This window comes from Microbacterium capsulatum (genome assembly GCF_030865425.1).
Classification (GTDB): Bacteria; Actinomycetota; Actinomycetes; order Actinomycetales; family Microbacteriaceae; genus Microbacterium; species Microbacterium capsulatum.
This window is the reverse complement of sequence record NZ_JAVFCB010000004.1, coordinates 152,058-159,204: the sequence shown is the minus strand read 5'-3', so window position 1 is coordinate 159,204 and position 7,147 is coordinate 152,058. Positions and strand designations below refer to the sequence as shown.

At 70.7% G+C, this 7,147-nt stretch carries 6 protein-coding genes; all 6 read right to left on the bottom strand.

The features are described from left to right. Nucleotides 1-684: 684 nt before the first annotated feature. The 6 genes from RBR11_RS08340 to RBR11_RS08315 all read right to left on the bottom strand — a co-directional run bounded on the left by RBR11_RS08340 (nucleotide 685) and on the right by RBR11_RS08315 (nucleotide 7,093). Nucleotides 685-2,067, bottom strand: coding sequence for an NAD(P)/FAD-dependent oxidoreductase (locus RBR11_RS08340; RefSeq protein WP_308488868.1), 1,383 nt, complete (start codon nucleotides 2,065-2,067; stop codon nucleotides 685-687). 52 nt (nucleotides 2,068-2,119) lie between these two features. Next, nucleotides 2,120-3,424: a S8 family peptidase gene (locus RBR11_RS08335; protein WP_308488867.1), complete on the bottom strand. Its 1,305-nt coding sequence runs from the start codon at nucleotides 3,422-3,424 to the stop codon at nucleotides 2,120-2,122. A 10-nt stretch (nucleotides 3,425-3,434) separates the two neighbouring features. Further along, nucleotides 3,435-3,956, bottom strand: a complete 522-nt coding sequence (locus RBR11_RS08330) for a DUF501 domain-containing protein (RefSeq protein ID WP_308488866.1) — start codon at nucleotides 3,954-3,956, stop codon at nucleotides 3,435-3,437. Nucleotides 3,957-3,979: 23 nt separating this feature from the next. Beyond that, nucleotides 3,980-4,480, bottom strand: coding sequence for an FtsB family cell division protein (locus RBR11_RS08325; protein WP_308488865.1), 501 nt, complete (start codon nucleotides 4,478-4,480; stop codon nucleotides 3,980-3,982). A gap of 53 nt (nucleotides 4,481-4,533) precedes the next feature. Then, on the bottom strand, nucleotides 4,534-5,814 hold the full coding sequence (gene eno, locus RBR11_RS08320) for a phosphopyruvate hydratase (protein WP_308488864.1): 1,281 nt from the start codon (nucleotides 5,812-5,814) through the stop codon (nucleotides 4,534-4,536). 157 nt (nucleotides 5,815-5,971) lie between these two features. Further along, nucleotides 5,972-7,093 carry a substrate-binding domain-containing protein gene (locus tag RBR11_RS08315; protein ID WP_308488863.1) on the bottom strand — a complete coding sequence of 374 codons (1,122 nt, stop codon included), beginning with the start codon at nucleotides 7,091-7,093 and terminating at the stop codon, nucleotides 5,972-5,974. Nucleotides 7,094-7,147 lie beyond the last annotated feature (54 nt).

The following is a 7,147-nucleotide window of genomic DNA, read 5'->3' as shown; positions in this document are numbered from 1 at the left end:
CTCGCGGCCTCCGCCTGGGCCTGGGCCTGAGCCTGAGCCTGAGCCTGAGCCACCGCGGCGTCGTATGCGGCCTTCTCGGCGAGGTATGCGCTCAACGCGTCCGCGTACGCCGCGAACTCCTGCTGGGCGACCATGCCGTCGAGCCGGGCCCGACCGTTCGCGCGGTACAGGGCCAGGGTCGCGGCCGGCACGGCCGGCGCCGGCGTGGTCACGACGGATGCCGACGCGGTCGGCAGCGGGACCGCCGAGGCGCTCGTGGGGAACGACATGACGAGCGCGGTCACGAACGCTGCGACGACCGCCGCAGCGCGTGTGCGCCAGGGATGCGCGCCGACTCGATCAGGCGCGCACCGCCTCCTGTCATCCGTCTTGGCGATCACCAAGACCTCCCAGCTCCGTAGACGCCCAGCTCCGAAGAACCAGTAGGCGCGCTCCCCCCACGCGGATACCGAGAACAGTCGTACTCGCCCTGGTGCTCCCCCGTCAATACCCAAAATTCCGGAAGATCGGGCCGGCGTCGAAGCACGGTTCCGAGGGCCGACCCACCATATGTCTCCGATGGAATACTGCCTGCTCCGACGGCGTTTCCTGCCCGGTTCTCGCGGATCTGAGCGGGGCGGAGACGCGGAACGCCCCCGACCTCTCCGTGAAGAGGGATCGGGGGCGTTGCGAGCTGTCGGAGGCCTACTTGGCCGCGCCGACCGGCTCCTTGGTCTTCTCGACCTTGGCCGGGACGGCTTCGGCGGCCGGCCGCGGACGCGCCGCGAACTGGTCGAAGACCGCGCGCGGGGCCTGCAGGGCCTCGAGGCCGACGATGTCGCGGCCGAGCCAGAGGTTGTTCCACCAGCCCCAGAGGACGCGCCACTTGCGCTCCCAGGACGGCATCGCCAGACCGTGGTAGCCGCGGTGCGCGACCCAGGCGACGAAGCCCTTGAGGGCGAGTCCGCCCGACTGGAAGACGCCGTTGTAGAGGCCGAGGCCGGCCACCGCGCCGAGGTTCTTGTGGAAGTAGTCCTTCGGGTCCTCGCCGCGGAGCACGGCGACCAGGTTCTTCGCGAGGCGCTTGGCCTGGCGCACGGCGTGCTGCGCGTTCGGGACGCACATGCCGCCGACGCCGCCGCCGGAGAGGTCCGGCACGGCCGAGACGTCGCCGGCCGCCCAGGCGCCCTCGACGATGTGGTCCTCGGTGCCCACGCGCAGGTCGGCACGGGTCTGGATGCGACCGCGCTCCTCGACGGGCAGGTCGCCGCCGCGCACGACGGTCGGGTTGGCCATGACGCCGGCGGTCCACACGATGATGTCGGTCGGGATGACCTCGCCGCTGGAGAGCTCGACGTCGCCGTCGACGGCGCCCTTGACCTGGGTGTCCAGGTGCACGTGCGCGCCGCGCTTGGCGAGGTCCTTGAGGACCCACTCGCTGGTCTTCAGCGAGACCTCGGGCATGATCCGGCCCATCGCCTCGATGAGGTGGAAGTGCGTGTCGTCGAACGACAGCTGCGGGTACTTCGCGATCAGCGAGGAGGCGAAGGAGCGCAGCTCGGCGAACGCCTCGATGCCCGCGAAACCGCCGCCGACCACGACGACCGTGAGCAGGCGGTCGCGCTCGGGGCCGGCCGGGATGGACGCGGCCTTGTCGAAGTTCGACAGCAGCTTGTCGCGCACCGCGACGGCCTCTTCGATGGTCTTCAGGCCGATCGCGTTGTCGGCGATGCCCGGGATCGGGAAGGTGCGCGACACGGCACCGGCGGTCACGACGATCTGGTCGTACGCGAACTCGTACGGCTCGCCCACCGGCGGGGTGATCGTGGCGACCTTGCCGGCGTGGTTGATGCCGGTGACCTTGGCGGTGACGACGTTCGTGCGCTTCAGGTGACGGCGGTGCGAGACCACCGCGTGCCGCGGCTCGATCGAGCCCGCGGCCACCTCGGGCAGGAACGGCTGGTAGGTCATGTAGGGCAGCGGGTCCACCATGGTGACCTCGGCCTCGCCCCTGCGGAGGTGCTTCTCCAGCTTCCACGCCGTGTAGAAACCGGCGTAGCCCCCGCCCACGATCAGGATCCTGGGCACAGAACGATCCTTCGCCACAGTGCTGTCAGCCAAGAGGTGAACTCCTCGGAAATCAGGGATTTGGCGTGCGAGAGGCGCGCGCCGAACGGATGCGCCGGGCAGCAGCGGTGACGCCAAGCCCTATCAGGATACCAGGCACTGTGAGGGCGACGAGCGGGAGGGTACCGTACAACAGCGAATCCGCGCTGGGGATGAGCGGCGATCCGGGTGTCGCGGGCCCCTCCGCGGGCGGCAGGGCCGGGATCGCGACGGGCGCCGTGGTCGGCTGCGGGCCCTGCTCCGCCGGCGCGCGGCGATGCAGGCGGATCCACTCGGACAGGTCGCCGAGCGGGTTCGCGGTGACGTGCGGCAGCGCCGCGGAGACCGCCGCGGACGCGTCGACGAGTCCATAGCCGTAGAGCGGATCCGGATGGGCGGTGGCCTGCGCCGCCGGGCGCGCCGTCTGGATGATCTGGTTGATCACGTCGTCGGCGCTCAGCTCGGGGTGCGCCGCGCGCACGAGTGCGACGATGCCGGCGACGATCGGAGCGGCGCCGCTGGTACCGTTCCACGTCTCGACCGTGCCGTTCGCGTCGACGCCGAGGAGCGCCTCGCTGGGGGCGGATACCGCGATGCTGATGCCCTGGGTGGACGCGGCGCGGCTCGCGACACCGCGCTGGTCCACGCCCGCGACGGTGAGCACGCCCGGGATGGTCGCGGGGGCGCCCACCATGGACGTGCCGCTGCCGCGGTTGCCGGCCGCGACGACCACGACGACGTCGTGCTGGAAGGCGTACAGGAACGCGTCGTCCCAGCTCGGGTCCCAGTCCAGGGTGTTCGTCGTGAAGGACAGGTTGATCACCTTCGCCCCGTGGTCGACCGCCCAGACCATCGCCGTGGCGACCTGCTTGGCGAAGGGCACGGTCGCCGTCGTGCCGAACCCGAGCGAGATCGACAGCAGCGACGCCTCGGGCGCGACCCCGATCATGCCGGTGCCGTCCGCGTTCGGCCGGCCCGCGGCGAGCGAGGCGACTCGGGATCCGTGGTCGCTGTCCAGCGGGCCGAGCGGAGTGCGACCGTCGGAGGATCCGATCCCGGACACGTCGGTCCCGCCGGTGACCGCCCCGTCGAAGGCGTGCGGCCCCTTCCCGATCCCGGTGTCGATGATCGCGATCGTGACGCCCGCGCCCCTGGTCGTCCTCCAGGCGGCATCGACGTGCGCGCCGTCGATCCAGTACTCCGCCGCCCGCACCGGATCCGGGCTCGGAGCCGGGGCGGGGGTCGCGGCGACGAGCGGGACGGCCAGCGCGAGCACGAGCCCCGCGACGACGGTGCGCCATCGCGGGGTGCTGCGCCGCGGCGCCGGCAGAGGGGTCATCGCGCTCGGCTCACTCGGCCCCGGCCGCTCCGGGCTCCAGGCACTCGCAGCGCTTCGGGGACCACCGCGACAGCCGCAGCGCCTCGTCGCCGATCGGGTTGACCCCGGGCCCTGCGGCGAGCGCGTGCCCGGCGAGCGCGTGCAGGCACTTCACGCGGGCGGGCATCCCGCCCGCGGAGACCCCGGCGACCTCCGGCACGTCGCCGAACTGCGCGCGGTCCGCGAGATAGGCCGCGTGCGCGGCGCGGTAGGCGGCCGCCGTGTCCTCGTCCTCGAGCAGCGCGGCGAGCTCGGGCATCGCGTGGCCGGCCTCGAGCGCGGACATCGCGGCGGTCGCGGCCGGGTGGGTGAGGTAGTAGAAGGTCGGGAACGGCGAGCCGTCGGGCAGCCGCGGTACCGTCGCGACCACCGTCGGGTTCCCGCAGACGCATCGGGCCGCGATGCCGACCACGCCGCGGGCCTCGCGGCCGAGCTGCGCGGAGACGACGGCGAGCTCGGCATCGGTGGGCGGGGCGAAGGGAGGTGTGGTCACCCCTCCAGCGTACGGTGTCGCCGTCAGCGCCCGGGCGCGGACGCCGCGGTCTGTGCAAGACCCGCGCCGGTGACGCTGCGCAGCAGCTGAGCCCCCCAGTCGGAGGTGTGCTCCTGCACCTTCTTGCTCACCGGCGCCCGATCCGTCGGCTGCGCGGCCGGATCGATGTCGTTGTCGATGAGGTAGACGACCTCGCCGGGCTTCACGTAGAACAGCCGCTCCCGGGCCTGGGAGGTGATGTACGCGGGATCCTTCCAGCGGTCCCGCTCGGCCTTGAGCTGGTCGATCTTCTGCTGCGTGACCTGCACCGAGTGCTCGAGCGCCGAGATCCGCTGCTTCTGATCGAGGTACGTGCCCAGGGTCGGCACTAGCACCCAGGCGCCGAGCACGACCAGCGACAGCATGATCACCATGAAGCTGCTGAGGCGGATCCCGCCGACCCAGCCGCGCACGTCGACGGCCCCGGCGCGCGGGGACCCGGTTCCGGGCTCGGACGAGGAAGGAGGAGTCCGACCTGATGTCATGACTCCTCCTTCCGTCAGCCGGTGCACCGGCTCGTCAGCAGCGGATCCGCTGATCAGCCCTTGAAACGCGGGAAGGCGGAACGGCCGGCGAAGACCGCGGCGTCGCCCAGCTCCTCCTCGATGCGCAGAAGCTGATTGTACTTGGCGACCCGCTCGGACCGGGCGGGCGCGCCGCTCTTGATCTGGCCCGAGTTGACGGCGACGACGAGGTCGGCGATCGTGGTGTCCTCGGTCTCGCCGGAGCGGTGCGAGAGCATCGTCGTGTAGCCCGAGCGGTGCGCGAGGTTTATCGCGTCGAGGGTCTCGGACAGCGTGCCGATCTGGTTCACCTTCACCAGGAGCGAGTTCGCGACGCCCAGGTCGATGCCCTTCTGCAGGCGCTCCGGGTTGGTCACGAACAGGTCGTCGCCGACGAGCTGGATCTGCGAGCCGAGCTTCTCGGTGAGGCCCTTCCAGCCGTCCCAGTCGTCCTCGGCGAGGGCGTCCTCGATCGTGACGATCGGGAAGTCGTCGACCAGGCCGACGTAGTAGTCGGTGAGCGACGCGGCGTCCCAGTCCTTGTCGTCGAGGCGGTAGATCCCGTTCTCGTAGAACTCGGTGGCGGCGGCGTCCAGGCCGAGCGCGATGTCGGTGCCGGGGGTGAAGCCGGCCTTCTCGATCGCCTTGACGAGGAACTCGAGCCCCTCGCGGTTGCTGGGCAGGTCGGGGGCGAAGCCGCCCTCGTCGCCGAGGCCGGTCGCGAAGCCGGCGGCCTTCAGCTCGCCCTTGAGGACGTGGTAGACCTCGGTGCCCCAGCGCAGGGCGTCGGAGAACGTGTCGGCGCCGATCGGGGCGAGGAAGAACTCCTGCATGTCGATGCCGTTGTCGGCGTGCGAGCCGCCGTTGATGACGTTGAACAGCGGGACGGGCAGCAGGTACGCGTTCGGGCCGCCCAGGTAGCGGAACAGCGGCAGGTCGGCCGAGTCGGCCGCGGCCTTGGCGACCGCGAGGCTGACGCCGAGGATCGCGTTCGCGCCCACGCGGCTCTTGTTCTCGGTGCCGTCGACCTCGATGAGGATCTCGTCGATGACGCGCTGCTCGCTCGCCTCGACGCCCTCGATCGAGGGGCCGAGCTCGTCGATGACGGCCTCGACGGCCTTCCGCACGCCCTTGCCGGCGTAGCGGCTCCTGTCGCCGTCGCGCAGCTCATACGCCTCGAAGGCGCCGGTGGACGCCCCGGACGGGACGGCCGCGCGCTGCACGATGCCGTCGTCGAGCAGCACCTCCACCTCGACGGTCGGGTTGCCCCGGGAATCCAGGATCTCGCGTGCGCCTACAGCCTCGATCAATGCCACGGAAGTGCTCCCTGCGTGTCGGTGGGAATGGGGGTTTGGAGCGGCGTCGGTCCGCGGCCCAGTCTAGCCAGAGCGGCCGCCGGGGCGGACACGGAGAGGGGCCGCGCGGTGCTGTCCGCGCGGCCCCTCCCCCGGGTGCCCGAGGGCTCGTGGATCCTTACTTGCTGTAGGACTTCACGATGTCCAGGAGGTTCGGGACGTTGGCGTAGGCGTCGGCCGCGTTGTCCTTGGTGACGATGACCGGGGCGAGCAGGTACGACGGGACGACCTTGACGCCGTTGTTGTACGACTTGGTGTCGTTGACGTCGACCGTGGAGCCCTTCTGCAGCTCCTGCGCCATCTTGATCGCCTGGGCGACGAGCAGCGTGGTGTCCTTGTTGATCGTGGAGTACTGCACGCCCTCCATGATCGACTTGACCGACTCGACCTCGGAGTCCTGGCCGGTGACGACCGGGACCTTCTTGCCGGCCTGCTGCGCCGAGGTGATGATCGCGCGGGCGAGGGTGTCGTTCGGCGACAGGACGCCGTCGAGGTTCGCCGAGCTGTAGTTCGCGGTCAGGATCGCGTCCATGCGCCGCTGCGCGTTCTCGGCCTTCCAGCCGTCGGTCGCCGTCTGGGTGATCTCGGTCTGACCCGAGACGACCTTCAGCGTGCCGTCCTTGATCTTCGACTGCAGCACGTCCATCGCGCCCTTGAAGAAGACCGCCGAGTTGGCGTCGTCCGCCGAGCCGGAGAACAGCTCGATGTTGTACGGCGCGGCGTGCCCGGCGCGCTTGGCGAGACCGTCGAGCAGGGCCTGGCCCTGCAGCTGACCGACCTTGAAGTTGTCGAACGCGACGTAGTAGCCCACCGCGTCGGTGTTCTCGATCAGACGGTCGTACGCGATGACCGTGGCCCCGGCGTCGTGCGCGGCCTTGACCTGCGTGGACAGCTGCTTGCCGTCTTTCGCGCCGATGATGATGACCTTCGCGCCGCCGGTGACCATCGCCGAGATCTGGTTCTGCTGCTCGGCGACCGTGTTGCTCGCCGGCGCGTACTGCACGTCCGGCTTGAAGCCGGCCTTGGTCAGGCCGTCGGTGAAGAGCTTGCCGGCGAGGACCCAGTTCTCGCTGGTCTTGTCCGGCAGCGCGACGCCGATCTTGGCGTCGGCGGCGAAGCCCTTCGCGGTGCTGCTGCCGCCGGCGCCGGAGTCCCCGCCGCGTGCGGAGGAGGAGCAGCCGGTCAGCGCGAAGGCACCTGCGACGACGATCGCGGTCGCCGAAAGGAGGATCTTCTTCATGTGATCTCTTTCTCTCTTGGTATCTGGGGATCGGATCGCGGGCGTGCGGTCCGA